Genomic DNA, 26,990 nt, shown 5'->3' with positions numbered 1-26,990 from the left:
GAATTGCTTAACTCCATTGCATACAATACGAGAATGTAGATTATTTATTAGGCAACACCCTCGCTGCACAAGTTTTCAACCGAGGCCGGTAATTTCAAATATATCAAATAATTCAACATATTACACGCATATGATCATGAGAAGGGCTCTGGCACGAAGATTGCGACATGGAACTCCGAGCTTCGCCGTATCGGCGCGGCCGCTAATTCAGCGGCGGCATGTCCGCCAAAGGAGCGATCCATGGATTTTGGAAAGATTTCTCGGCGGCATATCCTGCAGGGAAGCGCCGCACTGACGCTCGGATCAGCCCTCGGCGTACGTTCCGCCGCAGCGGCCGACGCCACCATCGGTTTCATCTATGTCGGTTCTCGTGACGACTATGGCTACAACCAGGCTCATGCCCAGGGCGCCGCGGCCCTGAAGAAAATGCCCGGCCTCAAGGTCGTTGAAGAAGAGAAAGTGCCGGAAACCGACGCCGTCGAAAAGACGATCGAGTCGATGATCAATCTCGACGGCGCGTCACTGCTGTTCCCGACCTCGTTCGGATACTACAACCCGCATGTAATCAAGATGGCGAAGAAGTTTTCGAAGCTGCGCTTCGAACATTGCGGCGGCTTGTGGAGCGACAAGGATCCGACGAACGCCGGCAGCTATTTTGGCTATATCGACGAAGCCCAATATATTTCAGGCATTGTTGCCGGCTACACCAGCAAGACCAGCAAACTCGGCTTCGTTGCGGCCAAGCCGATCCCGCAGGTGCTGCGCAATATCAACGCCTTCACCCTGGGCGCCAGGCTCGCCAACCCGAAGGCGACGACACAAGTGATCTTCACCGGCGACTGGTCGATGCCGGTCAAGGAAGCCGAAGCCACCAACAGCCTGATCGACCAGGGCGTCGATGTTCTCACCTGTCATGTCGACGGCCCGAAGACCATGGTCGAGAACGCCGCGCGCCGCGGCGCGATGGTCTGCGGCTATCACGTCAACCAGTCGCCGCTCGCCCCGAAGGCTTACCTCACCGGCGCGGAGTGGAACTGGGAGGCGCTTTATCCGAAGTTCGTCAAGATGATCGCGGCTGGCGAAGCGATTCCGAACTTCTATCGCGGCGGCCTGAAGGAAGAGATCGTGAAATGCTCGCCCTATGGCGAGGCGGTCTCGGCCGAAGCACGCAAACACGCCGACGAGGTCAAGGCAAAGTTCCTGTCCGCAGAGGGCTACACCATCTTCAAGGGCCCGATCATGGATAATAAGGGCAAGGCGGTGATCACCGCCGGCACCGATCGCGGCCAGAAGGATCCTGAACTCGAGAAGATGGACTATCTGGTCGAGGGCGTGATTGGAGCGACTTCGTGACCACTGACGCGGCGGATCCGGTGGAGGCGGTCGGAGTTGCTCCGGCCGCCGATGCCGGCTTCCTCCAACGCTACGGTGCGACCATCGAATACATCCTGATACCAGGCGCGGCGCTGGTCGGCGCCCTCGCGGTGTTCGGCATATTCGTGGCACTGTTCGGCAAGAACCCGCTCGATCTTTATTTTTACATGTACCAGGGCGCGTTCGGGACCTGGTTCTCCTGGCAGAACACGTTGACACGCGCGGCACCTCTGATCTTGACGGCGCTGTGTACGGCCTTGCCGGCGCAACTCGGCATGGTGATCATCGGTGGCGAAGGCGCGCTGCTGATCGGCGCGCTGTCGGCGACTTCTGTGGCGCTGGCGATGCCGTGGGCACCGCCGCTGATCGTGCAGGCGGCGATGGTCTGCGCCGGCGTGATCGGTGGCGGTCTCTGGATCACACTATCGGGGGCGCTCCGGCAATATCGCGGCGTCAACGAAACGATCTCGAGCTTGCTGCTGGTCTATATTGGCCTTGCGATCCTCAATCATCTGGTCGAGGGCTTGATGCGCGATCCCGCCAGCCTCAACAAACCGTCGACCCGCGAAATCGGCGCGGCCAACATGATCGGCAGCATTCCCGGCACTGACGTGCATTGGGGGCTGGTGTTCGGCCTGGTCGCGGCGCTTGCGTCCTACATCCTGATCTATCACACCGTGTTCGGCTTCGCCGCGCGCGTAGCCGGCGGCAACATCCGCGCCGCGAAAATCGTAGGCCTCGGCGTCAGCAAATTGATCCTGACGATCTGCTTTCTCGCAGGTGGCGCTGCGGGCCTGGCCGGCATGATCGAAGTCGCCGCCGTGCAGGGCCGTACCAACGCCAATCTCGCGGCCGGCTATGGTTTTACCGGCATCCTCGTCGCCTTCCTGGCGCGGCACAATCCGCTGGCCGTCATTCCCGTCGCGATCCTGCTCGGCGGCATCAGCGCCAGCGGCGGCCTGCTGCAGCGCCGGCTCGGCCTGCCCGATGCCTCCGTGCTGGTGCTGCAGGGCATCATCTTCGTGTTCGTGCTCGCCAGCGACGCGCTGTACGGCCGGATCGGCTTCCTGAAAGGAAAATCCTGACATGGCGGATGGATCGATCGGGCTCTGGACCGTTCCACTCGCCGTATTCGGCGGCGCCATCCGCGTCTCCACGCCGTTTCTGTTCGTGAGTCTTGGTGAATGCATCACCGAACGCTCCGGCCGCATCAATCTCGGTCTTGAAGGCACGCTGGTGATGGGTGCGATGAGCGCCTATGGCATCTCCTATCTCTCCGGTTCTCCCTGGCTCGGCGTACTTGCTGCGGGGATCACCGGCGCGCTGTTCGGCGCATTGCATGCCGGTATTTGTTCGCTGCCGCGGGTCAACGACATCGCCGTCGGCATCGCGCTGATGCTGTTTGGAACAGGTCTGGCGTTCTATCTCGGCAAGCCGCTGATCGAGCCGACCGCGCCACGATTGCCGGCGATCGATTTCGGCTGGTGGAGCGATATTCCCCAGGTCCGCGCGGCGTTGCGGATCAACGTGCTGTTCCTGATTGGCGTCGCCATCGCGCCAATATTGTTCTGGGCGTTCAAGACCACGCGCTGGGGTCTCTTGATCCGCACCGCCGGCGAAAGTTCGGATGCGGCGCGGGCGATGGGCTATTCCGTGCTCTGGATCCGCCTGCGCGCGACCATGATCGGCGGGTTTCTCGCCGGCATCGGCGGTTCGTTCCTGTCGCTGTTCTATCCCGGCAGCTGGAACGAGGGTCTCTCCAGCGGTCAGGGCATCACGGCGGTAGCGCTGGTGATCTTCGCGCGCTGGGACCCGATGCTGTGCCTGTGGGCATCATTGGCCTTTGGCGGTGCCGCAGCCCTTGGACCCGCGTTGCAATCGGTCGGCGTCACCTCCGGCTATCATCTGTTCAACGCCGCGCCCTACATCCTGACGCTGGCGATCATGATCATCACCTGTTCGCCGAAACGCACGCTGACCGGCGCGCCGGCCGAACTGTCCATCACCCGCTAAGCGAGAGCGAGCCATGCCCGAGCGCTATATCTCATCCGAACCCTATGCGTGGCCCTATAATGGCGACCTGCGTCCGGAAAACACCGCGCTGATCATCATCGACATGCAGACCGATTTCTGCGGTGTCGGCGGATATGTCGACAAGATGGGCTATGACCTTTCGCTGACCCGCGCCCCGATCGAGCCGATCAAGAAGCTGCTCGCGGCGATGCGCGCGCAAGGCTTTCACATCATCCACACCCGCGAGGGTCATCGCCCCGACCTCACCGACCTGCCCGCCAACAAGCAATGGCGCTCGCGGCAGATCGGCGCCGGCATCGGTGACCCCGGCCCGTGCGGCCGCGTGCTGGTGCGCGGCGAACCCGGCTGGGAGATCATTCCGGATCTGGCGCCGCTCCCCGGTGAGCCCATCATCGACAAGCCCGGCAAGGGCTCGTTCTGCGCCACCGACCTCGAGCTGATGCTGCGGCTGCGCGGCATCGAGAACATCGTGCTGACCGGTATCACCACCGACGTCTGCGTCCATACCACGATGCGGGAAGCCAACGATCGCGGCTTCGAATGCGTCCTCATCGAGGATTGCTGTGCCGCAACCGACAAGAGCAACCACGACCACGCGCTGAAAATGATCAAGATGCAGGGCGGCGTGTTCGGCGCGGTTGCGACCTCGACGGCGTTGATCGGAGCGCTCTCGTGATCATCGGCGAAACACCGCTGCCCAGTGGCGCGCTCGGCGTCGACGCAATCGCGATGACCATGCGCTTCGGCGATTTTATCGCGCTCGACAATGTCGAACTCAAGGTTCGTCCCGGCTCTTTCCACGCGCTGCTGGGCGAGAACGGCGCCGGCAAGAGCACGCTGGTGAAATGCATCATGGGTTATTACCACCCGACCGAGGGCGACATTCTGGTCGGCGGTCGCGAGCAGGCGATCGCCAACCCCAAGGACGCGCATGCGCTGGGGCTCGGCATGGTCTACCAGCACTTCACGCTGGTGCCGGCAATGACGGTCGCTGAAAACCTGGTGCTGGCGCGCGATGACGTGCCGGCCGTGGTGGATTGGGCCAAGGAGAAGAAGGCGCTCGCAGCGTTCTTATCGCGGATGCCGTTCAAGGTGCCGCTAGACGCCAAAGTCTCCGACATTTCAGCCGGCGAGCGGCAGAAATGCGAGATCCTCAAGCAGCTCTACCTGAAGCGGCGCTTTCTCATCCTCGACGAGCCGACTTCCGTGCTGACGCCGGGCGAAGCCGACGAGGTGCTGGGCATGCTGCGCGCCATGGTCGTGGCGGGCGATCTCACCATCCTGATGATCACGCACAAATTCCGCGAGGTGATGGCGTTTGCCGATGAGGTGACCATCCTGCGCCGAGGCAAGCTGGCCGGGGGCGGCAAGGTCGCAGAACTCACGCCCGACGACATGGCCCGCACCATGATCGGCGCCGAGCAGTTGACGGTCCAGCCGCCGCGGGTTGGCAAAGTCGGCGAAGCGAGACTGGAGCTGAGCAAGCTCACCGCCCTCGACGATGCCGGTGCCCTCGCCGTCCACGGCGTATCGCTCACCGTGCGCGGCGGCGAAATCGTCGGCATTGCCGGCGTCTCCGGCAACGGCCAGCGGCAACTGGTCGAGGTGCTGGCCGGCCAGCGCGAGGCCGAAAGCGGCGAGATCCGCATCCGCGGCGATCTCTATCATGCGAGCCGCGAGGAGATGCGCCGGCACAAGATGTCTTTGTTGCCCGAGGAGCCGCTGAAAAACGCCTGCGTCGGCGGCATGAGCGTCGCCGATAACATCGCGTTCCGCGAATTCGACCGCGCGCCGTTTGCCAAAAGCGGCTGGTGGCTCAACCGGTCGGCCTTCCGCAAGGATGCCGAACGCAAGATCGGGCTATACAAGATCAAGACCCGCACCCCAGACACGCCCATCTCGGCACTCTCGGGCGGCAACGTGCAGCGGGCGGTATTGGCGCGGGAGCTGGGCGGCGAGGTCGAGGTGCTGATCGCCGCCAATCCCTGTTTCGGGCTGGATTTCGCTGCGGTGGCCCAGATCCATGCCGAGATCATGGCCGCACGCAACCGCGGCGCCGCGGTGCTGCTGGTCAGCGAGGACCTCGACGAACTGCTCGAACTATCCGACCGCCTGGTCGTCATGTTTCACGGTGAGTTCGTCCACGAAGCCCGCGCCAGCGAAGCCAATCTCACCGAAATCGGGCGACACATGGCGGGGCATTGACGGTCAGTGCCGATGGTCAATTATAAAGCGATCTTATGACTGCCAAAACCGTAAACCTCGTCAACCATCCCTTGGTCCAGCACAAGCTCTCGCTGATGCGCGACAAGGGTCGCTCGACCAAGGGCTTTCGCGAGCTTCTGAACGAGATAGGCATGCTCCTCTGCTATGAGGTCACCCGGGACTTGCTTTTGGAAATGGTCGACATCGATACGCCGCTCGCTCCGATGAAGGCGCCGAAAATCGCGGGCAAGAAACTAACACTCGCTCCGATATTGCGGGCGGGCGTCGGGTTTCTCGACGGCATGCTCGCGCTCATTCCGTCAGCGCGCATCGCGCATATCGGCCTCTACCGGGATCCGAAAACGCTTCAAGCCGTTGAATACTTCTTCAAGGCGCCACAGGACCTGTCGGATCGCATCGTGATCCTATTGGATCCAATGCTTGCGACAGGAAATTCAGCTTGCGCCGCGGTCAGCCTGCTCAAATCGCGAGGTGCCCGAGACATTCGGTTCGTCTGCTTGCTCGCTGCCCCCGAAGGAATTGCCCGATTTCAGAGTGAGTGTCCCGACGTCCCGATCTGGACCGCTGCTATCGACGAGAGACTGAATGATCACGGCTATATCGTACCCGGCTTGGGCGATGCCGGAGACAGAATGTTCGGCACCAAGTAGGGTGTGCGGCGTTGCTTTCGCTCTTAAGCGACCGTAAAGCGAAATTGACCGCTCCCTATTGCAAGAGAAACCCAATCTTCAGTCGGAATCATTTGTTGATAGCCGGGCGATTGCGGCTACGGGTCCGCCGCCAGGCGGACCCTGATGTTCGGCCCCGCCGGAAACATAGACGGCGCCGGTTCCCGACAAACCGCTGATCAATCCGCCGACGGCAGCGCGGGCGTGCCGGGTTGAGCTGATGTCCGTATCCTCAAGCATGATGTGACGAAATCCGCGGACGCTACCGTTTGGCGAGGCTTCCGCCTTGGCAAAGATATTGACAAGTTGGCGGCTCGCCATCGGCGGCTCAGAGCCGTCTTCGATGTGCAGTCCCACGCTTTTCAACGCATTGATCACGGCCGTGGAATCAATGGCGTCGCGCATCACGGCGTGTCCGATCTCGAACGGTGCGGCCGACGACGTCGAATTGCCCAGGACAATGACCACATTGTGCATCAGCTCGATGCCGGCCGACGTGGACGCTACCGACGAAAACAGATCGAACCGCCGAAGGATGTGCTCGTCGTCAATCTCGCCCTCGATCTCGCCAAGGGCGACCGCTACTCCCAGCGCCGATGCCCCGCGCGAATAAGCCATCGAACCGTAAGCGCTGTTTGTAACGGTCTTATTCCCACGGGCAGCTGCCGCTTCGACGCGGTCACTGGTCAAAAGCGGACACTTGATCTGCACAAAATGGACGTCCTGCGGATCGGTAATGGCAGCTTCGGCCATGGCGGCGGCCACCGCCCTTGCCGTTTCCCTGATCTGCACGCCGCGCCCGATCTCCTCGGGCAAAAAATCCCGCGTGTGCGCCATCCCAATGCTGAGGCGTTTCCCGGAAATGTCTTCGGAACCGCGATTGGCAGCGTCACGCGTGAAGACGGTGATGTGCGGACTAAGCACGCCTTCCGTACCACCCGACATCACGAACGCGATCCGCTGCTCCACGCGATGCGGTGGCAGATCGACATAAGGCGCCAAGGCAGCGCTGAGCGCGGAAACGGCGTATTCTCGCGTGAAATCGTTGACGCCGCCATTGCCTTCGGTTTTGCCCAGTATCGCGACGATCGACTTTGGATCGATTTTGCCTTGCTCGATCAGGCTCAGCAGACCGGAGACATCACCGGGGCCCTTGGTGGCAATGCGAACGACGTTGACCGATGTTGTGCGCATGCTCTTTCCCTTGGACATCTTCGGGCCGACGAAAGGATATGGCAAGCCGTAACGGCTACCGGCGCCGCCAACTGATCGCTCTGCCTCTCTGACCTGGATTGGCGAACACGGTCGCCTTCATGAACATTCCCGATTGCCCACTTTTTGTCTTATCTGTCGCAATTTTTGGCACATCTGTTGCATTCAATTCCGAAAGGTGTTCCGGGAGCCAAGGTTACCCGGTGCCCTCGGCAAGATAATGCGGAATGGTAGGGATGACGACCACGGCGGCGCTCGAACTAGTGCAATTGACGAAGAAGTACGGCGCCGTAACCGCCGTTGACGCCATCAATCTCAAGATTCCCGCCGGCTCCTATTGTTGCCTGCTTGGGCCGTCCGGCTGCGGCAAAACATCCACGTTGCGCATGGTGGCCGGTCATGAATCGGCGACATCCGGCGACATCCTTGTCGGGCCGAAGAATGTAACGGACCTGCCGCCGGCCGAACGAAACACCGCGATGATGTTTCAGTCTTATGCCCTGTTCCCGCATCTTTCCGTCATCGACAACGTTGCCTTTGCCTTGAAGATGAAGGGCATTGTCAAAGCCGAGCGCCATGCCGAGGCCAAAAAGCTGTTGGAACTCGTCGATATGCAGGCCTATGCGGCAAGACTGCCTGCGCAGCTTTCCGGAGGCCAGCAGCAACGCGTGGCGCTCGCACGCGCCCTGATTACCTCTCCTCAGATCCTGCTCCTGGACGAGCCCCTTTCGGCGCTCGATCCGTTTCTGCGGCTGCGGATGAGAGCCGAGTTGAAAAAGCTGCAGCGCGAGCTTGGGATTTCCTTCATCCACGTGACGCACGGCCAGGACGAGGCGATGGCGCTGGCGGATATCGTGGTTCTGATGAACGGCGGCCGGATCGAACAGCAGGGTTCGCCGCGCGAAATCTTCAATCACCCCCGGACAGAGTTCACGGCGAAATTCATCGGCGGCCACAACGTCATCGCCATCGGCGACGAGACTTTTGCCGTTCGCGAAGATCGCCTCAAGCTGAAAAGACCGGACGACGCCGTTAACGGTCCGTCGATGGCAGGAACCGTCAGCGAAGTCGAATACCAGGGGACCTATATCCGCATCGCCATCGTCGCCGACGACGGAGCCGATATCTCGGCCCAACTCACCGACATCCAGTTTGACGCGACCAGCTACGCCGTCGGCGAACGCGTTCTCGCCACTTGGGACCCGGCGCAGGCAAGCCCACTGAAGACAAGCAGTTCTGTAACTGTCCCGTCACCTGAAAAGGCGGCTTGACACCTTAGGGAGAATTATCATGAGCAAATCTTCGAAATTCAATAATGGCATCAACCGCCGCGCTATGCTTAGGGGCGCGGCTGGAGTGGTGGGCCTCGCGGCAGGTTCGGGCGCCATCACCGGCTTTCCCTATGTCCACTCGGCCGAACCGAAAGTCTTGCGTTACCTCGGGACCGCGGTGAACGCGGGAGACGAGATATCGAAGAAATGCCTGGCAGATACCGGCATCAAAATCGAGTACATCACCGTAACGACCGACGATGTGACCAAGCGTGTCATCACCCAGCCGAATTCGTTCGACGTGCTCGATACCGAATATTTCTCGCTCAAGAAGCTGGTGCCATCGGGCAATATTTTTGCGCTCGATAGCAAGAAGATCAAGCAATTCGACAATATCACCCCGGTTTTCACCAAGGGTCAGTTGCCCAACGGCAAGAAGATCGGCGACCAGGGCACCGCGCCGTGGAAGGTGCTTTACCTCGAGGGGGCCAATTCCAAGAAATTTTCGACCACTCCAACCGAATTCGTGACGCTGATCCCGACGGTCTACAATGCCGATACGCTCGGCATTCGGCCGGATCTGATCAAGCGGCCGATTTCTTCCTGGAGTGAACTGCTCAATCCCGAATTCAAGGGCAAGGCGTCGATTCTCAACATCCCGTCGATCGGCATCATGGATGCCGCGATGGTGGTGGAGGCCACCGGCCAGCATAAGTATGTCGACAAGGGCAACATGACCAAGGCCGAGATTGATCTGACCATGAAGATCATGACGGAAGCCAAGAAGGCCGGTCAGTTCCGCGCCTTCTGGAAGGATTTCAACGAATCCGTCAACCTGATGGCATCAGGCGAGACCGTCATCCAGTCAATGTGGTCGCCCGCGGTCACCAAGGTGCGCTCAATGGGAATCGCCTGCACGTTCCAACCGCTCAAAGAAGGCTATCGCTCGTGGGCCTCGGGGTTCTGCGTGTCGAAGGCGGTTTCGGGACCCAAGCTCGACTGGGCCTATGAGTTCGTGAACTGGTATCTGTCGGGCTGGGCAGGCGCCTATCTCAACCGCCAAGGCTATTATTCGGCTGTCCTGTCCACCGCCAAGGCCAACATGACGGCGGACGAATGGGGTTACTGGATGGAAGGCAAGGCCGCTGTCGGCGATATCAAGGCGCCCGACGGCACCATTCTCGAGAAGGCCGGCGCCAAGCGTGACGGAGGATCCTATGACGACCGCATGGGCGGCGTTGCCTGCTGGAACGCCGTCATGGACGAGAACGATTACATGGTGCGCAAGTGGAATGAATTCATCGCCGCTTGATGACATCCAGGGACTAGCCGGGCCAACGCGCCGGCTAGTCCCGCTCCGGTTTGATAGAGATCGACCTTTCGATGGTTCAAGACCGCAAATCCTTCGTCGCGTGGCTCCAGGCTGCGCCAATGATGCTGATCTTCGTGCTGTTTTTTCTGTTGCCGCTGGTATTTGTGACGATCGTTAGCGCGTGGGACTACAATGAATATGAGATGCTCCCCGCCTTTAGTCTGCGCGGCTACACCGATACGTTCGAGGGATGCGTCGCCGAGCTGCCGGGCCTGTGCACGATCCTGAAAACCTATCTGAAGACCTTGAAACTGTGTCTGTTGACCTGGGTCCTGACGCTTCTGATCGGTTTCACCGTTGCCTATTTTCTCGCGTTCCACGTCCGATCCAAGACCTGGCAGATCGTGCTCTCCCTGCTTTGCACCATTCCGTTCTGGACCTCGAATGTGATCCGCATGATTGCCTGGATTCCGCTTCTCGGCCGCAATGGACTGGTGAACAAGGGCCTTCAAGGCGCGGGGCTGATCCAGCAGCCGCTCGAATGGCTGCTGTTCTCCGAGTTTTCCGTGGTCCTGGCCCTCGTTCACCTCTTCACATTTTTCATGGTGGTGCCGATCTTCAATTCAATGATCCGGATCGACAAGCGGCTGATCGAAGCCGCCTATGATGCCGGAGCCACCGGGTGGCAGACCCTGGTCAATATCATCATTCCCCTGGCAAAACCGGGGATCGTGATTGGTTCAATTTTCGTGATCACGATCGTCATGGGTGATTTTGTCACGATCGGCGTGATGGGCGGCCAACAAATCGCTTCCGCTGGCAAGATCATCGAGTCGCGCCTCAATGCATTGCAATTTCCGGCAGCCGCAGCCAACGCGGTCATCCTGCTCGGTATCACGATCATGATCATTTCGGCGCTGACGCGGATCGTCGATATCCGCAAGGAGCTGTGAGATGGGCGACAAGCGGTCGAGATCCTTTTATGTTCTGGCAGCGTTCTTCGCTGCCTATGTGCTGTTCCTTTACGGACCGATGATTGCGATCTACATCCTCTCGTTCCAGGGCCCCGACGGCGGCCTGACCTTTCCAATGAACGGCGTTTCGCTGGTTTGGTTCAACAAGGTGTTCGCCGGGGCCGGCATCGTCGACATCGGCGCGGCCTTCAAGCGGTCGCTCAAGCTCGGCCTCGTCGTCATGATCCTGACGGTCGTGCTTTCGGTTTCGGCCGGCATGGCCTTTCGCAAATCGTTCCGCGGCGCGACCTTCCTGTTTTATGTCGCCATCGCAAGTCTGATCATGCCGTCGATCATCACTTCGCTCGGCATCGCGCTGGAATTCCGGTTGCTCGATGATTTCATCATCAAAAGCGGCGCCGAGGGCTGGACGACGGCAATGGGGCTTTTTACCTCAGGCCTTGGTGCGCACCTTACCTGGACCTTGCCGTTTGGCCTTTTGATCATGTTTGCGATTTTCAACCGCTTCGATGGCCGGCTTGAAGAGGCAGCGCGCGACCTCGGTGCAACACCATGGCAGACATTTCGCCATGTGGTGCTGCCAATCATACTACCGTCCGTCGTGGGCATTGGTCTGTTCGGCTTTACCTTGTCCTGGGACGAACTCGCGCGCTCCAGCCAGGCGATCGGATCCGTCAACACCTTGCCGCTCGAGTTGCAGGGCCTGACGACGACCGTAACGAAACCGGATATCTATGCGCTTGGAACGTTGACCAGCGCCGTATCCTTTCTCGTCATCTTCTCGGCGCTGATCGTCATTCTTGTGCTGCAGGCGCGACAACGGCGCCATGGGTCGGACGCCGGCAAGGGAATGGTGTAGAACCAGCCTCATGGGCCAATCAGACCGGGATCGGGTGGCATATGGCCGGACACGAGTAGCGTATTGATGGCGAACCTTTCAGCACTCAGCCCGCCGGAGTTCGACGCGCATTTCCTGCGGCGATCCTTTGACGTGGCCCGCCGTGCAACGACGCATGGCAATCATCCCTTCGGCGCTGTCCTGGTCACCCAGAACGGCAAGGTGCTGCTCGAAGCCGAGAACGGCTACATGCCTTTCCATGACGGCACCGCGCATGCCGAACGGCTGCTGGCGACGCAGGCCTGTACCACGATCGACGCGAATATCCTGCGCAGCGCCACGCTCTATTCGTCCGCCGAGCCCTGCGCGATGTGTGCGGGCGCGATCTACTGGGCCGGCATCGGCCGGTTGGTCTACGGCCTCAGCGAACACCGCTTGCGGAAGCTAACCGGCAACCACCCGGAAAATCCAACGCTCGATTTGCCGTGCCGCGAGGTCTTTGCCAGCGGCCAGCGGTCGACCGAAGTGGTCGGACCGCTGCTGGAGGACGAGGCCGCGGCCGTGCATGCCGGGGCGTGGACGAAATAGGTGACGGCCCGGCCGGTGGCTTCATACCTCGAGACGGCATGGGGCCGAAGCGCTGCAGCATCAATCACCGTCAGACAACAAAGATGGCGCCGCGGGGAACATCGCGGCGCCATCGCTTTGCACCTGAGGAACGAGTCAGGTGGTCAGAACTTCACCGTGATACCGGAGTAGAGCGAGGACTCCGTGCAGGCGCCGCTCGGACGGGTTACGCCGCCGATTGTCACAGAGCAAGCGGCCGACGGAGCGTTGTGATCGAGGCCGAACTTGTTCTGCCAGTAGCGATAGGCGACCCAGACGTCCACGTAGTGGGACCATTTCGGACCCCAGATTGCCTTGGAAGCGTCGAGGGTCAGGCGGATCGGCTCCGAGTTGAACTCGACGGCCGTGGGGTAGGCACCGTTCACGGCACCCAGCGCCGGAAGCGGCTGCGTGTCCGAACCCTTCTTGCCGTACCAGCCGGCGCGACCGCTGATCGAGAAGTACTGCATGTTCTCCGGCAGGAAACCGAGATCCATGTAGTAGTTGGTTTCAATCGCCCACGTCGGCTTGTACGAGGTGTTGCCGTCGGGAAGGCAACTCACGCCCGGCACCGGACCGGAGAAGCCGCTGTTGCACTGGGCAAAGGAATTGTGGTTGGAGAACTCCCAGTACATCAAGGGCGCAACGTTGATATAGCCCTTGTAGGGCAGCGCGAACTCGAACTGCAGGCCGGCAACGACGTCACGCTTGGCGGCACCGAAGTAGCGGTTCTCGGTGTTTGCATCCATGCCGACTTCGAACGAGATGTTCTGCAGCGGCCCGATTGTGAAGGCCTTGGTGTTGAAGATCTGATTGAATCCGAACGTCGAACGGAACAGGCCGTAGATTTCGGTGGCGCCGGCGCAGGTGGCCGGCAGGAAGGCCGAGGAAATGCCGGCATTAATGCAGGGCGCGGCCGGATCGTTTTGATCCGATTTGTAGAGCGAGATCGTGAAGAAGTTCTGGCCGTACCGCCAGATGTCGAAATGGGTGAAGGAGTACACCTGCTTCGCCGTCTTGGCGTTGACCGTGCCGTTCGGACTGACCGAGAACATGCCCGGCTGTGAGGCGGTGAAGATGTAGGAGAAGGTCACCCGGTTATCGATCACGAGGAACCAGGGAAGTTCGGGGGCCGCCTTAGCGGCTTTCACGGGCACGTCGGCCGCTCTGGCGAAGCCCGCAGGCGTGAGTATGGCAAGTGACAGTGCCGCGGCTGCCAAGATTCGGTGTAGACAAGACATCCCCAATTACCCCCAAGTTGACGATCGAATGATCGAGGCCCTTGGAAGCAAACCTCGCGCTGATCGAATAAAGTGAGAAGCCTCAAGTTTCCCCATGGCTTGATGCAAGTTTCATCAAGAACAATCGGCGTATCAGCGCTTTGTGGAAGGGGTCGTCGGGTTGGCGAAGCAAGCAAAACAACCTTCAGTGGAACCGGATTTTTCGACTTAGGCCTGAGTCCACAGGCTTTCTGCGACGATCGGGCGCAGGGCAAACCCAACCGAAATGCAAAAACGCCCTGCTCCCTGCAACGCGTACACAGCTGCGACAAAACTGCTCAACATCGCGTCAGTGCTGACTAGGCCGTTTCGAATTGTCTGGACCGTTACAATTCTGCAACAAGCCTTTCCCTCCCTATGCTGAGGCTGATCGGCGCCGACGATCCGCAAACGCTTCAAGCATCGAAGCAACCGGGAATCGCGAGAGGCGTCGCCTGCCGAAGGGTTGAGCAAGGGCTGGCGCTTTTTCCCTACTTACGCGCACGCCTAAACTAGCCCAATATTGAGGCATCCATTCCCTGGGACGTGTGAGCACGAATGCTGGACTCGACGCCTGCCGCGCTGCAGAGGGGTGCCACGCCGCTGCTCCAGACGGTTGGCCTCACCAAGCGCTACGGCACCTTCCTCGCCAACGAGGCGATCGATATCGATATCTGGCCGCAGCAGATCCACGCGCTGCTCGGCGAGAACGGCGCAGGCAAATCGACGCTCGTCAAAACCATCTATGGATTGATCCAGCCGAGCGAAGGCGAAATGCGCTGGCAGGGCGAGAAGATGGTTTTGTCCGGACCCTCGGAAGCTCGCAGCCGCGGCATCGGCATGGTGTTTCAGCATTTCTCGCTGTTCGACAATCTTACCGTGGCGGAAAACGTAGCGCTGGGGCTCGACGGCAAGGAATCCTTCAAGGACATGTCGGCGCGCCTTGAGGAAGTATCCCGTATTTACGGGCTTCCGCTCGATCCCAGGCGCGAGGTCTGGCAATTGTCCGTCGGCGAACGCCAGCGCATCGAGATCGTGCGCGCGCTGATGCAGAACCCGAAATTCCTGATCCTCGATGAACCGACCGCGGTGCTGACGCCGCAGGAAGCCGACCAGCTCTTCACCGTGCTCGATCGCCTCAAGGCCGAGGGCCGCGCCATCCTCTACATCAGCCACAAGCTGGAAGAAGTGAAGCGGCTCTGCGACACCGCCACCATCCTGCGCGGCGGCAAGAAAGTCTCGACCTGCAATCCCAAGGCGGAGACGGCGGCCTCGCTCGCGCGGATGATGGTCGGCGGCGAGATCAAGGAAGTGAAGGCCGCCGCCAACCGGCAAACCACCGTGCCGCGGCTGGTCGTCAACGACCTCAACCTCGAGCCCGAGGATCCCCACGGCGTGCGGCTCCAGCACATCGCCTTCGAGCTGAAAGGTGGTGAAATCCTGGGCATCGCCGGCGTCGCCGGCAACGGCCAGGACGAGCTTTTCGCCGCGCTGTCGGGGGAGCGGCTGGCGCGGGACCCCGGCACGGTGGTGATCGACGGACATGCCGCGGGGCACCTTTCGATCACCCAGCGGCGCAAGCTTGGCGCAGCCTTCGTTCCCGAGGAACGGCTCGGCCATGGCACCGCGCCGCGCATGAAGCTGTCCGAGAACGCGCTGCTGACCGGCCACGCAGCCTCCGGCATGGTCCAGCACGGCTTCGTCAACACCGCGGCAACGCTGAAGACCGTCGACCGTGCGACCGAGGTCTTCGACGTGCGCAAGGCCAAGCGCGATCCGGAAGCCGCCAGCCTCTCCGGCGGCAATCTGCAAAAATTCATCGTCGGCCGGGAAATCCTGCGCAACCCGGTGGTGCTGATCGTAAGCCAGCCGACCTGGGGCGTTGACGCCGGTGCGGCCAGCGTGATCCGCCAGGCCCTGCTCGATCTTGCCGCCAGCGGTGCCGCGGTACTGGTCACGAGCCAGGACCTCGACGAGCTCGCCGAAATCACTGACCGCATCGCCGTGATGTTCCACGGCCATCTGTCGGAGCCGATGTCAACCCGCGATGCGAGCCGTGAGAAGCTCGGCCTGCTGATGGGCGGGAGCACATTGGATCAGAAGGAAGCGGCGCATGCAGCTGGTGCTTGAAAAACGCGCCGAGCGTTCGAACACGATCGCGCTGGTTTCGCCGCTGATCGCGATCGGCCTGACGCTGATGACCATGAGTATCCTGTTTGCGATCCTGGGCAAGAACCCGATTACCGCGCTCGGCGTCTACTTCATCGATCCCCTCATCGACAGCTATTCGCTGCAGGAGATCGCGGTGAAGGCGACACCCTTGGTGATGATCGCGATCGGCCTGTCGCTCTGCTACCTCGCCAACGCCTGGAATATCGGCGCCGAAGGGCAATTCCTGATCGGCGCCGTCGCCGGCAGCTGGCTTGCGGTGAAGACGCAGGGCACCGACGCCGGCCCGTGGGTATTGCCGGCCATGATGGTGCTGGCGGCAGCCGGCGGCGCGCTCTACGCCCTGATCCCGGCGATCTGCAAGGTCCGGTTCGGCGCCAGCGAAATCCTCACCAGCCTGATGCTGGTCTACGTCGCCGATCTCCTGCTAGATTACCTCGTGCGCGGCCCGTGGCGCGATCCCAAGGGCTTCAACTTCCCGACCACCGCCGAGTTCGATCCGGTCGCAACCGTGCCGGTACTGATCGAGAGCGGCCGGCTGCATCTTGGCGGCATCATAGCGCTGGTGGTGGTCGCGGCGGGCGCGGTGCTGCTCGGCAGGACCATCAAGGGGTTTGAAATCCGCGTCGTCGGTGCCGCCCCGCGCGCCGCGCGGTTCGGCGGCTTCAATTCCAACCAGCTGATCCTCCTCACCTTCGCGATTTCGGGCGCGCTGGCAGGCCTCGCCGGGATCATCGAGGTTGCGGGTCCCGTCGGGCATCTGCAGCCGGGTATCTCGCCGGGCTACGGCTTTACCGCGATCATCGTCGCGTTTCTGGGGCGGCTGAACCCGGTTGGAATATTAATTGCAGGACTGTTCCTCGCACTCACTTTCATCGGCGGCGAGCAGGCGCAGATTGCAATGAAAATCCCGTTGGACGTCACCAAGGTGTTTCAGGGCATTCTGCTGTTCTTCGTGCTCGCCTGCGATTCCCTCATTCTCTACCGGTTCAAGCTCATTTTCGCGTCACCAAAGGTGTCCAGTGGGGCTCATTGAGGCCATCATCCTTGCAGTGCTGGCGGCGTCCACGCCGTTGCTGCTAGCTGCCACCGGCGAGCTCGTGACCGAACGCGCCGGCGTGCTCAACCTCGGCGTCGAGGGCATGATGATCGTCGGCGCGGCCTGCGGCTTCGGCGGCGCCTGGCTATCCGGTTCGGTCATCATCGGCGCGCTGTGCGGCATCGCCGCCGGCATACTGATGTCGCTGATCTTCGCGCTGATGACGCTGGGCCTTGCGGTCAACCAGGTCGCGACGGGTCTCGCGCTGACCATTCTCGGCATCGGCCTTTCCGGCCTGATCGGCTCCCGCTTCGTTGGCGAAAAGATTTCGCTGGCGCCGCATCTGTATATTCCCGGTCTCACCGATATCCCGCTGGTCGGGCGCATTCTGTTCGGCGAGGACGCCTTCGTGTACCTCTCGCTGGCGCTGGTCATTGGCGTCTGGTTCTTTCTCTACAAGACGCGGGCCGGGTTGATCCTGCGCGCGGCGGGCGACAACCACACCTCGGCACATGCGCTCGGATATCCCGTCCTCAGGATCCGGATGCTCGCGGTGATGTTCGGCGGCGGCTGCGCAGGCTTGGCCGGCGCCTATCTGCCGCTCGCCTATACACCCTTCTTCATCCCCGGCATGACCGCAGGCCGCGGATGGATCGCGCTGGCGCTGGTCGTGTTCGCATCATGGCTGCCGGGGCGCCTCGTGATCGGCGCCTATCTGTTCGGCGCCGTGACGATCCTGCAGCTGCATGCGCAGGGCTGGGGCGTCGGCGTGCCCTCGCAGTTGATGTCGGCATCGCCGTATCTGGCGACCATCATTGTCCTTGTCCTGATTTCACGTGCACGAACCGGCGGCTCGACTGCGCCCGCGGCGCTCGGGACCGTGTTCGTGCCCGACCGGTAATGTGCCGAAGCGCGCGCGACGGGGCGCTGCGCATCGGGAGAGAGCGTCCACCCGTCAGTTGAAACGGAGAAATCCATGAGAAAGATTCTCATCGCGGCGACCGCAGCGGTGCTCGTTACCGGAGCAGGCCTGTTCGGCGCTTCCGCCGCCGACAAACTCAAGATCGGATTCATCTATCTCGGCCCGGTCGGCGACCTCGGCTGGACCTACCAGCATGACCTCGGGCGCCTCGCCATGGTCAAGGAGTTCGGCGACAAGGTCGAAACCACGTTCCTGGAGAATGTCAGCGAAGGCCCGGACTCCGAACGCTCGATCGAGCAGCTGGCGCGCGCCGGCAACAAGCTGATCTTCACGACCTCGTTCGGCTACATGGAGCCGACGCTGAAGGTCGCCAAGAAATATCCGAACGTGCATTTCGAGCACGCCACCGGCTACAAGCGCGACAAGAACATGTCGACCTATTCGGGGCGGTTCTATGAGGGCCGCTACATCCAGGGCATCATCGCGGCCAAGATGTCGAAGTCGGGCGTGCTCGGCTATATCGCCTCGTTCCCGATTCCCGAAGTGATCTCCGGCATCAACGCCACCATGCTCGGTGCACAGACGATCAACCCCAACATCAAGGTGAAGATCATCTGGGCGAACACCTGGTTCGATCCCGGCAAGGAAGCCGACGCCGCCAAGGCGCTGATCGACCAGGGCGCCGACATCATCATGCAGCACACCGACAGCCCTGCCGCAATGCAGGTCGCCGCCGAGCGCGGCAAGCTGGCGTTCGGCCAGGATTCCGAAATGATCAAGTTCGGGCCAAAGACGCAGCTCACTTCGATCATGGACAACTGGGGCCCCTATTATATCGAACGCGTCAAGGCCGAGCTCGACGGTACCTGGAAGTCGGAAGATTTCTGGGGCGGCCTGAAGAGCAAGCTCGTCGTCATGGCGCCCTACACCAACATGCCCGACGACGTGAAGAAGCTGGCGATGGATACTGAGGCTGCCATCATCGAAGGCACGCTGCAGCCGTTCAAGTGCCCCATCGTCGGCCAGGACGGCAAGGAAGTCGAATGCAAGGGCGGCACCCATCTCGACGACGGCCAGGTGCTCGGCATGAATTTTTATGTGAAGGGTATCGACGATAAGATTCCAGGCAAGTGAGAGCGGCACGTCGCTCTTGCCTCTCTCCGCCCTTTTGCGGAGAGAGGCCGGATCGCTTCGACGGACAGCAAAATTGCGAAAACAACCCCATGCACAGTAGGAATGGGGCCTCGCTCCATCCGAAAACGCAAGATCTAGTTAGAAATCGACCATCGCAAATCTCTGCTCGTCATTCCCGGATGCGCCTCATGAGGCAGGCCTCAGATGTGCAATGGCACATCGGGGAATCCTTACCCCTGATGCATCGCGCGGGCGGCGGCGCTGTGGCGGCGGATCAGGTCTGATACGCCGAGGCCGGGGATCGCACCGTCGGTCACCACCCAATTGCCGCCGACCATCACGCGGTCGGCGCGGTGCGCGCCGCATAGAACGAGTGCCGCTAGCGGATCGCCGTGGCCGGAGAAGCGCAATTCGTCGAGCTTGAACAACGCGAGGTCAGCAGCCTTCCCGACCGCGATTTCGCCGAGCTCGGGCCGGCCGACGCAGGCCGCCGAGCCCTTGGTAGCCCATCGCAGCGCGTCCTTGTGGCTGACGCGGCCGACGCCGTAGCGCGCCCGCTGCAGCAGGAACGCGGCGCGGACTTCCTGCATCAGGTTGGACTCATCGTTCGACGCCGAGCCGTCGACGCCGAGCCCGATCGAGACCCCCGCCTCTTCCATCTCGCAGACCGGACAGCAGCCCGACGCCAGAATCTGGTTGCTGCAGGCGCAATGGCTGATGGCGGTCCTGGCCTTGCCGAGCCGCTTCATCTCGTCGGAATTGAAGAAGATGCCGTGCGCCAGCCAGGTCCGCGCATGGAGCCAGCCGCATTGTTCGAGATAGTCGAGCGGCCGGCAGCCATGCATCTGCTCGCAGAATTTGTTCTCGTCCTCGGTTTCGGCCAGATGCGTGTGCAGGCGGACGTCGAGCTTGTCTGCAAGGGTGGCAGTCGCGCGCATCAGCGAGGTCGTCACCGAAAACGGCGAGCATGGCGCCAGCGCGATCTGCACCATCGCATCCTCCCCGCGCTGGTGGTGTTTTGCCACCACGCGTTCGCTGTCGGCCAAAATCGTATCCTCGTCCTGCACCACGCTGTCGGGCGGCAGGCCGCCATCCTTCTGGGAGCGGTCCATCGAGCCGCGCGTCAGCAGCACGCGGATGCCGAGCCGCTGGGCGGCGGCAACCTCGATATCGATGGCGTCCTCGAGCCCTGCCGGAAACACATAATGGTGATCGGTCGTGGTGGTGCAGCCCGACAGCAGCAACTCCGACATCGCGACGGTGGCCCCAAGGTGGAGCGATTCTGGCGTCAGCCGGGCCCAAACCGGATAAAGCGCCTGCAACCACGGAAACAGTTCGCGATCGAGCGCCGCCGGCAGCGCCCGCGTCAAGGTCTGGTAGAAATGATGATGGGTATTGATCAAGCCAGGCAGGACGACGTGCGCTTGGGCATCATAGACGACGGTATTTGCGGTCGCCGGCTCCCGGCCGCGCGGCACCAGTTCGACGATCTTGCCGCCATGGACCACGACGCCGCGCTCGGCGCCGTCGGCGAGAATGGAAAGGGGATCCCTGATCCAGATCGCCTGCGTTTCGTCCATGATCCCACCTGATTTGCGGGGCGCCGTTACCGAACGCCCTCCTCTTGCGAATGCAAGGACCATCCCAAGCCGATTGGCAATTGGCGCTGGTCTTGCAAGACTTCATAGTCGGAGATGCATCTACTTGAAAGCGTTAGCATATCCATGGACCTGAACACCATTGCCGCGGTTGCCCATCCCACGACGCGGGATCAATTGCCCGTTTGGACGGCAGGCGACGCCTGGCTCGCGGGCGGGACCTGGCTGTTCTCGGAACCGCAGGCGCATCTGACCCGGCTGATCGATCTCACCGACCTGAAATGGCCGGCGCTGACCATCGGCGAGACTGAATTGTCGATATCCGCGACCTGTACGGTCGCGCAGCTCGATGCGCTTTCCTGCCCTCCGGAATGGATCGCCTCGCCGCTGATCAACCAGTGCTGCCGCGCGTTTCTTGCTTCCTTCAAGATCTGGAAGACGGCGACGGTGGGCGGCAACATCTGCATGTCGCTGCCGGCGGGGCCGATGATCTCTCTCACCTCGGCGCTCGACGGTGTCTGCACGATCTGGCAGGCCGGTGGCGGTGAGCGAAAAATTGCCGTCGCCGATTTCGTCACCGGCGACCAGCGCAACGTACTCGCACCGGGCGATCTGTTGCGGCAGGTCGACATCCCGCTCGCGGCCTTGAGGCGGCGCTCGGCGTTCCGCCAGATTTCGCTGACGCCGGTCGGCCGCTCGGCGGCGCTGTTGATCGGCTGCGTCACCAGCGACGGTGGATTGGCGCTGACGATAACAGCATCGACCAGCCGGCCGGTTCGATTGTCCTTCGCCGGAATCCCAAACGACAAGGAATTGCGCGAAACGATTTTGCAGCGCATTGCCGACGACCTCTACCACACCGACCTTCACGGCAAGCCAGCATGGCGCAAGCATATGACGCTGCGACTCGCGGAAGAGATCCGCGTCGAATTGCAGGGCACGGCATAAGCATGACACTCCAGATCAACGGCAAGGAGTTTTCCGAATCCCCGCGAGCCGGGCAGTGCCTGCGAACGTTCCTGCGCGAACTCGGGCATTTCGGCGTCAAGACGGGCTGCGACGCCGGCGACTGCGGCGCGTGCACAGTACTGCTTGACGGCGAGCCCGTGCATAGCTGCCTGATCCCAGCCTTCCGCGCCGACGGCCATGCCGTGACCACGATCGAAGGCCTTGCGCCCGACGGCGATACCCATCCGATGCAGCAGGCTTTTCTGGATGCGCAGGGATTCCAGTGCGGGTTCTGTACATCAGGCATGATCCTGACCTGCGCGTCGCTGAACCAGGCGCAGCGCCAGGACCTCGGCGCCTCGCTGAAAGGCAACATCTGCCGCTGCACCGGCTATCGTTCGATCGAGGACGCGCTCAACGGCCGGAACAACATCGAGGACGCCGACGCCGGCATCGCGTTCGGCCGCAGTCTGCCCGCGCCTGCGGGCCCACGGGTAGTGCGCGGCTCGGAGCCCTATACGTTCGATGTCGCGCCGGAAGGCTTGCTGCATATCAAGATGCTGCGTTCGCCGCATCCGCATGCGAATATCATCTCGATCGACAAGACCGCGGCACTTGGCGTTACCGGCGTGCATAGCGTGCTGACTTTCGAAGACGCCCCAGACCGGCTGTTCTCCACCGCGCGGCACGAATGGGACTGGATGGACCCGGACGACACCCGTGTGCTCGACAATGTCGCCCGCTTTATCGGGCAGAAGGTCGCCGCCGTGGTCGCCGAGACCGAAGCCGCCGCCGAGGAAGGCTGCCGGAAGCTGAAGATTCAGTACGAAATCCTGCCGGCAGCGGTCGATCCCGTGGCGGCGATTGCGCCTGATGCCCCCGTGCTGCACGCCGACAAGACACAAGCAAACCGCGTCGCGAACGCGGCCCGCAATATCGTGGCCGAAATCCATGGCGAATTCGGTGACGTCGCGGCTGCGCTGGCGCAGGCTGCCGTCACCTATGAAGGTGCTTTTGCGACCCAGCGGGTCCAACATGCGGCGCTGGAAACCCATGGCGGCCTTGCCTGGGTCGATGGCGACGGAATCCTCAACGTGCGTTCCAGCACGCAGGTGCCGTTCCTGACACGGCGCACGCTGGCCGACCTGTTCCATCTACCGCTCCACAAGGTACGGGTGTTCTGTGAGCGCGTCGGCGGTGGGTTCGGCGGCAAGCAGGAAATGTTCGTCGAGGACATTCTTGCGCTCGCGGCGCTCAAGACCGGCCGTCCGGTCAAATTCGAGCTGACGCGGGAAGAACAATTCATCTCGACCTCGACGCGGCATCCGATGCAGGTCACCGTCAAAGCAGGCGCCGACAAGGGCGGCAAGCTCACGGCATTGCAGCTCGACGTACTCTCCAACACCGGCGCCTACGGCAATCACGCCGGCCCGGTGCTGTTTCATTCGGTCAACGAATGCATCGGCGTCTATAACTGCCCGAACAAGAAGGTCGACGGCATCGCCGCCTATACCAACACCGTGCCGGCAGGTGCGTTTCGCGGTTACGGCCTGCCGCAAACGTTGATCGCTGTCGAAGCCGCAATCGACGAACTGGCAAAACAGCTCGGCATCAGCCCGTTCGAAATGCGCCGCCGCAATGTCGTGAAACCCGGCGATCCCATGTTGTCGCCGCCGGAGTCCAAGTATCACGACGTGTTTTATGGCAGCTATGGCCTCGATCAGTGCCTCGACCTCGTCGAGCGCGCCATGGCGGCGGATGAACCAAAGCCTGAGCTTTCCGCAGACTGGCTGACCGGGGACGGCATCGCGCTGACCATGATCGACACCGTGCCGCCGGCCGGGCATTTCGCCGATTGCAGCATCGCGCTGCGCGACGATGGCAGCTTCGATCTCACGGTCGGCACCGCGGAGTTCGGCAACGGGACCAGCACCGTGCATCGCCAGATCGCCGCCAGCGCGCTGGCGACGTCGGTTGATCGCATTCGCCTACTCCAATCCGACACCGCGCAGGACGGCCACGACACCGGCGCCTATGGCAGCGCCGGCATCTTCGTCGCCGGACGCGCAACGCAAATCGCAGCCGAGGCGCTGGCCGCCCAGTTGAAGCAATTCGCGGCATCCTTGCTCGGCGAAAACGCTGATGCCTGCGCGCTCGATAACCACGCCACCGTGTGCGCCGGACGCCGGACGCCCTACGCGCTGCTAGCTGCGTCAGCGCAATCGCTGGGTAAAGCCCTCAGCGCCAGCGGCAATTCGTCGGGCACGCCGCGGTCGGTTGCTTTCAACGTGCAGGGTTTTCGTGTCGCCGTGAACAAATACACCGGTGAGATCAAGATACTGAAGAGCGTGCAAGCCGCCGATGCCGGCCGCGTCGCCAACCCGATGCAATGCCGCGGCCAGGTCGAAGGCGGCGTTGCGCAATCGCTGGGCGCTACGCTCTATGAAGAAATGGTGATCGATGACAATGGCCGCGTCATCAATCCAAAATTCCGCGATTATCATTTGCCGTCGTTTGCCGACGTTCCCCGGACCGAAGTGCTGTTCGCCGACACGACGGACACGCTGGGGCCGATGGGCGCCAAATCGATGAGCGAGAGCCCTTACAACCCGGTCGCCGCGGCGCTCGGCAACGCCATCGCCAATGCCACCGGCATCCGCTTCACGGCGACGCCGTTCAAGCCGGACCGGCTATGGCCAATGCTGCATGAGAAGTTTGGGAAGTAGTTCTCGTGCCCCGCGGACGCTGCGCAGCGCCTTAGCGATGCGCTGCAGAGCTGGGGCCTCTCTGCGGTCGCATAGGTCCCGGCTCGGCAGCGTTGCACGCTGCACCGCTTCCGGGACACGAGCAATCACCCCCGCCCCACCGTGCACTCGATCTGGCCATGCGGCTCGTCGGTCGGCAGGAACACGTCATTGTTGTTGTCCATTCCGAACGCCGAGAGATTCATCGGAATGAAATGCATGTTCGGGCAGGCCATGCTGATCTCGGAAATCTCCGGCACCGCCGCCAGCGCCGCCTCGCCCATCCGGTAGAGGCTATCCTGCACGCTCTTGCTGTAGGTCATCGAAAACACCTCTAGCACCGTATCCAGTATCTTCCTGTTGGCCGCCGGATAGCTCGAAGGCTTGCCCGACCATTTCCACGACGCCACCATGCTGGTCGCGCACATCCGGTCGGCGGTTGGCGGGATCGTGGTGAAACTGTCCTTGACGTAGTTCTCCCAGCCCGACTGCGTCGACTTCATGAAGGTAAAGCCGTCGATGCCTGATGACATCGTGGTTGCGCCGCCGCGGATAGACAACACTTCCACGGTGGGCTGGCCGTTGCTGTCGAGCACGAAACTGTGCGGATGCGGCTTGCCGCCAAAGCTGAGCCGGCTCCATTTGGTCTCGTGCACCGTGAGCGCAACGGAGGCGATCTGCGGATAGCTATCGAGATATTTCTTTGCCAGCACCTCGCAAAATTCCTCGGTGCAAAGCCCGGTGTTTTCACGCGCCACGATGTTGACGACGTTCTTGATGGTGTCCGTCGACACCGTGTTGGCATTGTCGCCGTGGGTGTAGGTGCGGGCAAAGTCACCTTCCATCATCGCCTTGACGTTGAGCTGGCTGACTTCCTGGCGGTCGCCGTCGCGATGGATGCGCATCACGCGGACGCGGCCCTTTCCGTATCTGTTTTTGATCAGCGGCACGTGGGAGCCTCCAGTTCGACCGGTAATTCTGCGGGACTATGGTCGCCCGATATGGTCCAATATTGAGCAACGTTCGTGCCATTGAGCAAGCTCCCTCGGAAGCCCGCTTCGGGAAGGCAAGCGTCTGGCACGCGCCTTGTATCGGTTGGAACGGCCCGGGGGGCCCGCCAATGGGAGGCTCAGCCATAACCATGACCACCGAACTCCATCCGGTCGACCAGGCGCTGCCGGCGCCGCGGCTGCTCGCGCTCGGCCTGCAGCATGTGCTTGTGATGTACGCCGGCGCGGTCGCGGTACCCCTGATTATCGGCCGGGCGCTGAAGTTGCCGCCGGAAGACGTCGCCTTCCTGATCTCGGCTGATCTGTTCGCCTGCGGGCTCGCCACGCTGGTGCAATGTCTCGGTTTTCCCGGAGTCGGCATTCGGCTGCCGGTCATGATGGGGGTGACCTTTGCCTCGGTCGGCCCGATGCTGTCGATGGCCGCCGCACCCGATGTCGGCCTCCTCGGCATCTACGGCTCGGTCATCGCTGCCGGAATCTTCGGCATTGTTGCCGCACCCTTCATCAGCCGCCTGTTGCCGCTGTTTCCACCCGTCGTCACCGGAACCATCATTCTGGTGATCGGCATCTCCTTGATGCGTGTCGGCATCAACTGGGCCGGTGGCGGCCTGCCGACCCTCACCAAGGTGATCGACGGCGTCCCCGGCGCCTTCCCCAATCCCAATTATGGGCAGTTGCAGGGGCTCGGCATCGCCCTGTTTGTGCTGCCGGTGATCCTCGCCCTGATCAAATGGGGTACCGGTTTCGTCGCCAATGTGGCCGTGCTGCTCGGCATCATCGCGGGCGCGATGCTCGCCAGCGTGCTCGGCGTGATGCATTTCGAAAAGGTCACCGCGGCCCAATGGGGTGCGCTCGTGATCCCGTTCCGCTTCGGTATGCCAACATTCCATCTGGTGCCCATCATCACCATGTGCATCGTGATGATCGTGGTGATGATCGAATCGCTCGGTATGTTCCTGGCGCTCGGCGAGATCACCGGCAAGAAAGTCGACCGCGACGCGCTGACCCGCGGCCTGCGCGCGGATGGCGTCGGCACCTTCCTCGGCGGCATCTTCAATACGTTTCCCTACACCTCGTTCTCGCAAAACGTCGGCCTCGTCAGCGTCACCGGCGTGCGCTCGCGCTGGGTCACCGTCACCGGCGGCGCCATCATGCTACTGCTCGGGCTGTTGCCGAAGATGGCCGCACTGGTCGAGGCGGTGCCGCTGGTCGTGCTTGGCGGCGCGGGCCTTGTGATGTTCGGCATGGTCGCCGCGACCGGCGCGCGCATCCTGGCTGCGGTCGACTTCAAGAACAATCACTTCAATCTGTTCGTGGTCGCAATTTCCGTCGGCTTCGGCATGATCCCCCTGGTGGCGCCAAACTTCTTCAAGAACCTGCCGCACGACCTGCATCCTCTGCTGGAATCCGGCATCCTGCTTTGTGCGCTGGTCGCGGTGATCCTGAACGCCTTCTTCAACGGCGTCGGCAGCAAGGCCGCGGCGGAAGCGGATGCGGCGGCGGCCGCGTCATCGGCGCAGCATGTGTGAGCCATCCTCATCCTCGCATGAGTGCCTTGCGCTCACCGAGAGAGCGGCGCAAGCCGCGTCTCGGAGGCTGGCCTAAACCCGTCGACTCATGGTTCGAGACGCGCGAGGACGCGCGCCTCATCA

Annotated in this window: 21 protein-coding genes and 1 pseudogene; 18 read left to right on the top strand and 4 right to left on the bottom strand. The window is 61.9% G+C overall.

What is annotated here, in order from left to right; all coding sequences use genetic code 11:
- Nucleotides 1-240 precede the first annotated feature (240 nt).
- From V1283_RS09895 to upp, 6 genes are read left to right on the top strand one after another with little or no spacing between them, the layout of a single operon-like run.
- Nucleotides 241-1,353 carry a BMP family ABC transporter substrate-binding protein gene (locus V1283_RS09895; protein WP_334386258.1) on the top strand — a complete coding sequence of 371 codons (1,113 nt, stop codon included), beginning with the start codon at nucleotides 241-243 and terminating at the stop codon, nucleotides 1,351-1,353.
- Nucleotides 1,350-2,459: an ABC transporter permease gene (locus tag V1283_RS09890; protein WP_334386257.1), complete on the top strand. Its 1,110-nt coding sequence runs from the start codon at nucleotides 1,350-1,352 to the stop codon at nucleotides 2,457-2,459. Before V1283_RS09895 ends, V1283_RS09890 begins: the two co-directional genes overlap by 4 nt.
- 1 nt (nucleotide 2,460) lies before the next feature.
- Complete coding sequence (locus V1283_RS09885; RefSeq protein ID WP_334386256.1) at nucleotides 2,461-3,387, top strand: ABC transporter permease; 927 nt, start codon at nucleotides 2,461-2,463, stop codon at nucleotides 3,385-3,387.
- Between the two features lie 13 nt (nucleotides 3,388-3,400).
- The gene (biuH, locus tag V1283_RS09880) at nucleotides 3,401-4,084 is read left to right on the top strand and encodes a biuret amidohydrolase (RefSeq protein WP_334386254.1); all 684 of its coding nucleotides are present in this window, start codon (nucleotides 3,401-3,403) and stop codon (nucleotides 4,082-4,084) included.
- Complete coding sequence (locus tag V1283_RS09875) at nucleotides 4,081-5,613, top strand: ABC transporter ATP-binding protein (protein ID WP_334386253.1); 1,533 nt, start codon at nucleotides 4,081-4,083, stop codon at nucleotides 5,611-5,613. The genes biuH and V1283_RS09875 overlap by 4 nt, the downstream gene beginning before the upstream one ends.
- 35 nt (nucleotides 5,614-5,648) lie before the next feature.
- Nucleotides 5,649-6,284: a uracil phosphoribosyltransferase gene (gene upp, locus V1283_RS09870; protein ID WP_334386252.1), complete on the top strand. Its 636-nt coding sequence runs from the start codon at nucleotides 5,649-5,651 to the stop codon at nucleotides 6,282-6,284.
- A 78-nt stretch (nucleotides 6,285-6,362) separates the two neighbouring features.
- On the opposite strand, the gene V1283_RS09865 is transcribed toward upp, so the two are convergent.
- Nucleotides 6,363-7,496, bottom strand: coding sequence for a ring-opening amidohydrolase (locus V1283_RS09865; protein ID WP_334386251.1), 1,134 nt, complete (start codon nucleotides 7,494-7,496; stop codon nucleotides 6,363-6,365).
- A 254-nt stretch (nucleotides 7,497-7,750) separates the two neighbouring features.
- On the opposite strand from V1283_RS09865, the gene V1283_RS09860 reads away from it, so the two are divergent.
- The 5 genes and pseudogenes from V1283_RS09860 (at nucleotide 7,751) to V1283_RS09840 (ending at nucleotide 12,497) form a co-directional block, all read left to right on the top strand.
- Nucleotides 7,751-8,785, top strand: a complete 1,035-nt coding sequence (locus V1283_RS09860; protein ID WP_334386250.1) for an ABC transporter ATP-binding protein — start codon at nucleotides 7,751-7,753, stop codon at nucleotides 8,783-8,785.
- Nucleotides 8,786-8,804: 19 nt separating this feature from the next.
- A complete protein-coding gene (locus tag V1283_RS09855; RefSeq protein ID WP_334386248.1) occupies nucleotides 8,805-10,097 on the top strand; it encodes an ABC transporter substrate-binding protein in 1,293 nt (430 codons plus the stop codon).
- Nucleotides 10,098-10,186: 89 nt separating this feature from the next.
- A pseudogene (locus V1283_RS09850) lies at nucleotides 10,187-11,050 on the top strand (ABC transporter permease); the annotation flags it as partial.
- A gap of 1 nt (nucleotide 11,051) precedes the next feature.
- Nucleotides 11,052-11,930, top strand: coding sequence for an ABC transporter permease (locus tag V1283_RS09845; protein ID WP_334386247.1), 879 nt, complete (start codon nucleotides 11,052-11,054; stop codon nucleotides 11,928-11,930).
- A gap of 66 nt (nucleotides 11,931-11,996) precedes the next feature.
- A complete protein-coding gene (locus tag V1283_RS09840; protein ID WP_334386246.1) occupies nucleotides 11,997-12,497 on the top strand; it encodes a nucleoside deaminase in 501 nt (166 codons plus the stop codon).
- A gap of 143 nt (nucleotides 12,498-12,640) precedes the next feature.
- Here the strand turns inward: V1283_RS09840 and V1283_RS09835 are convergent, their stop codons facing one another.
- Nucleotides 12,641-13,756 (bottom strand): hypothetical protein, encoded by a 1,116-nt coding sequence (locus V1283_RS09835; protein ID WP_334386245.1) that lies wholly within the window; start codon nucleotides 13,754-13,756, stop codon nucleotides 12,641-12,643.
- Nucleotides 13,757-14,332: 576 nt separating this feature from the next.
- Here V1283_RS09835 and V1283_RS09830 point away from each other — a divergent pair.
- The 4 genes from V1283_RS09830 to V1283_RS09815 all read left to right on the top strand — a co-directional run bounded on the left by V1283_RS09830 (nucleotide 14,333) and on the right by V1283_RS09815 (nucleotide 19,038).
- Nucleotides 14,333-15,904, top strand: coding sequence for an ABC transporter ATP-binding protein (locus V1283_RS09830; protein WP_334386243.1), 1,572 nt, complete (start codon nucleotides 14,333-14,335; stop codon nucleotides 15,902-15,904).
- Nucleotides 15,888-16,979, top strand: coding sequence for an ABC transporter permease (locus V1283_RS09825; RefSeq protein WP_334386242.1), 1,092 nt, complete (start codon nucleotides 15,888-15,890; stop codon nucleotides 16,977-16,979). Before V1283_RS09830 ends, V1283_RS09825 begins: the two co-directional genes overlap by 17 nt.
- On the top strand, nucleotides 16,966-17,883 hold the full coding sequence (locus V1283_RS09820) for an ABC transporter permease (RefSeq protein WP_334386241.1): 918 nt from the start codon (nucleotides 16,966-16,968) through the stop codon (nucleotides 17,881-17,883). Before V1283_RS09825 ends, V1283_RS09820 begins: the two co-directional genes overlap by 14 nt.
- A gap of 75 nt (nucleotides 17,884-17,958) precedes the next feature.
- On the top strand, nucleotides 17,959-19,038 hold the full coding sequence (locus tag V1283_RS09815; RefSeq protein ID WP_334386240.1) for a BMP family ABC transporter substrate-binding protein: 1,080 nt from the start codon (nucleotides 17,959-17,961) through the stop codon (nucleotides 19,036-19,038).
- 230 nt (nucleotides 19,039-19,268) lie between these two features.
- Here V1283_RS09815 and V1283_RS09810 read toward each other — a convergent pair whose 3' ends face one another.
- On the bottom strand, nucleotides 19,269-20,618 hold the full coding sequence (locus V1283_RS09810; RefSeq protein WP_334386239.1) for an 8-oxoguanine deaminase: 1,350 nt from the start codon (nucleotides 20,616-20,618) through the stop codon (nucleotides 19,269-19,271).
- Between the two features lie 144 nt (nucleotides 20,619-20,762).
- Here V1283_RS09810 and V1283_RS09805 point away from each other — a divergent pair, with 144 nt between their 5' ends.
- Both V1283_RS09805 and V1283_RS09800 read left to right on the top strand, forming a co-directional pair.
- Entirely contained in the window at nucleotides 20,763-21,584 is an 822-nt protein-coding gene (locus V1283_RS09805; RefSeq protein ID WP_334386238.1) for an FAD binding domain-containing protein, read from the top strand.
- A 2-nt stretch (nucleotides 21,585-21,586) separates the two neighbouring features.
- Nucleotides 21,587-24,310, top strand: a complete 2,724-nt coding sequence (locus V1283_RS09800) for a molybdopterin-dependent oxidoreductase (RefSeq protein WP_334386237.1) — start codon at nucleotides 21,587-21,589, stop codon at nucleotides 24,308-24,310.
- A gap of 125 nt (nucleotides 24,311-24,435) precedes the next feature.
- Here the strand turns inward: V1283_RS09800 and pucL are convergent, their stop codons facing one another.
- On the bottom strand, nucleotides 24,436-25,278 hold the full coding sequence (gene pucL / locus V1283_RS09795; protein ID WP_334386235.1) for a factor-independent urate hydroxylase: 843 nt from the start codon (nucleotides 25,276-25,278) through the stop codon (nucleotides 24,436-24,438).
- A gap of 191 nt (nucleotides 25,279-25,469) precedes the next feature.
- Here pucL and V1283_RS09790 point away from each other — a divergent pair, with 191 nt between their 5' ends.
- A complete protein-coding gene (locus V1283_RS09790; RefSeq protein ID WP_334386234.1) occupies nucleotides 25,470-26,867 on the top strand; it encodes a nucleobase:cation symporter-2 family protein in 1,398 nt (465 codons plus the stop codon).
- The last annotated feature ends 123 nt before the right edge of the window (nucleotides 26,868-26,990 follow it).

The sequence above is a fragment of the Bradyrhizobium sp. AZCC 2262 genome, assembly GCF_036924535.1.
Classification (GTDB): Bacteria; Pseudomonadota; Alphaproteobacteria; order Rhizobiales; family Xanthobacteraceae; genus Bradyrhizobium.
This window is presented reverse-complemented; position numbering and strand designations above follow the sequence as displayed.